This window comes from Roseomonas sp. TAS13, from assembly GCF_001950415.1.
Classification (GTDB): domain Bacteria; phylum Pseudomonadota; class Alphaproteobacteria; order Acetobacterales; family Acetobacteraceae; genus Roseomonas; species Roseomonas mucosa.
The window spans coordinates 1-2087 of sequence record NZ_BDLP01000552.1 but is presented as its reverse complement, the minus strand read 5'-3'; the positions used below and the strand labels follow the sequence as shown (position 1 = coordinate 2087).

The window sequence follows — 2087 nt, the reverse complement described above, 5'->3', positions numbered from 1 at the left end:
CCGCGCGCAGCGTCGGCGCGGTGGCGGTGACGCCCAGCACGCGCCCGCCGGTGGCGAGGATCTCGCCGCCCGGCCCGGCGGAGGTGCCCGCGTGATAGACCACCACGCCCGGCACGGCGCCGGCCTCGTCCAGCCCGCGGATCGCCGTGTTCTTCGCATAGGCGCCGGGATAGCCGCGCGCCGCCACGACCACGACCATGGCCGGGTCGGGCGACCAGCGCAGGCCGAAATCCTTCAGCTCTCCGTCGCAGGCGGCGATCAGCGCCGCCAGCAGGTCGGAGCGCAGCCGCGTCATCAGCACCTGGCATTCCGGGTCGCCGAAGCGGACATTGTACTCGATCAGCTTCGGCCCCTGCGCCGTCAGCATCAGCCCCGCGAAGAGCACGCCGCGGAAGGGCGCGCCGCGCCGCGCCATCTCCGCCAGGGTCGGCCGGACGATCCGCTCCATGGCCTCGGCCTGGAGCGCCTCGGTGAAGGCCGGGGCGGGGGAATAGGCGCCCATGCCGCCGGTGTTCGGACCGGTGTCGCCATCGCCGACGCGCTTGTGATCCTGCGCCCCGACCAGGGGCAGGGCATGGCTGCCGTCGCAGAGGGCGAAGAAGGAGACCTCCTCGCCGACCAGGCATTCCTCGACCAGGATCGAGGCGCCCGCCGCGCCGTGGATGCCGCCATCCAGCATGTCGGTGACGGCGGCCTCGGCCTCCTCCAGCGTGGCGGCCACCACCACGCCCTTGCCGGCGGCGAGGCCGTCGGCCTTGATCACGATCGGTGCGCCCTTCGCCCGGACATAGGCCATGGCCTCGGCACTGTCGGTGAAGCAGGCCCATTCGGCCCCCGGCACGCCGGCGGCTTCGGCGACCTCGCGGGTGAAGCTCTTGGAGCCCTCCAGCCGCGCCGCGGCGGCGGAGGGGCCGAAGCAGCGGATGCCCGCCTCGGCGCAGGCATCGGCCAGGCCCAGGGTCAGCGGCGCCTCGGGGCCGACCACCACGAGGTCCACCTCCTTCTCCTTCGCCAGGGCGAGCTGCCCGGCGACGTCCTCGGCCGCCACGGGCAGGCATTCGGCGATCCGCGCGATCCCGGCGTTGCCGGGGGCCACCCAGAGCCCGGTCAGCAGGGAGGAATCCAGCAGCTTCCGGGCCAGGGCGTGCTCCCGCCCCCCGCCGCCCACCAGCAGCACCTTCATCGCGCGATCTCCACCAGTCGCCCGGCGCCTCGGGAAAGGCCCGGTTTTGTCGGTCGCCCCGGCGCGTAGCATAATGGACGGCGATGAGCGAAACCGCCGCCTCCGCCGCCAAGGGCTCCCCTGGAGCCTCCAACATCCCCGAATACACCGTGGCCGAGATATCGGGCGCGGTGAAGCGCACGCTGGAGAGCAGTTTCGGCCGCGTCCGCATCCGGGGCGAGGTCACGGAATGCCGCCCCTATGGCGCCAACCGCTTCTACTTCTCGCTGAAGGACGAGGGCGGGCAGATCCGCGCGGTGATCTGGGCCTGGAGCGCCGGGCGCACCGGCCTGCGGCCCGAGAACGGCACCGAGGTGATCGCGACCGGCAAGATCACCGCCTATGGCGACCGCTCGACCTACCAGATCGTGGTGGACCGGCTGGACTATGCCGGAGAGGGCGCGCTGCTCGCCCGTGTCGAGCGGCTGCGAAAGGCGCTGGAGGCGGAGGGCCTCTTCGGCGAGGAGCGCAAGCGCCCCCTCCCCGGCCTCCCGCGCGTGATCGGCGTGGTGACCAGCGCCCAGGGCGCGGTGATCCAGGACATCCGCACCACCCTGCTGCGGCGCTTTCCCTCGCGCATCCTGCTCTGGCCGGTGGCGGTGCAGGGCACCGGCGCGGCGGAGCAGGTCGCGGCGGCCATCGCCGGCTTCAACGCCCTGCCGGAAGGCTTCCCCCGTCCGGACGTGCTGATCGTGGCGCGCGGCGGCGGCTCGCTGGAGGACCTGATGGCCTTCAACGAGGAGATCGTGGTCCGCGCCGCCGCCGCCAGCCAGATCCCGCTGATCTCGGCGGTGGGGCACGAGACGGACACGACGCTGATCGACTTCGCCTCCGACCGCCGCGCCCCCACCCCCACCGCCGCCGC

General features: G+C 73.5%; 2 protein-coding genes. One reads left to right on the top strand and one right to left on the bottom strand.

Annotated features, from left to right (window positions below):
• A partial coding sequence (gene purD / locus ROTAS13_RS23480) for a phosphoribosylamine--glycine ligase (protein ID WP_075823580.1) occupies nt 1-1183 on the bottom strand: 1183 nt, incomplete at its 3' end.
• Between the two features lie 83 nt (nt 1184-1266).
• Between purD and xseA the strand changes: the two genes are divergently transcribed.
• The coding region (gene xseA, locus ROTAS13_RS23475) for an exodeoxyribonuclease VII large subunit (protein WP_075823579.1) at nt 1267-2087 on the top strand (821 nt) is incomplete at its 3' end.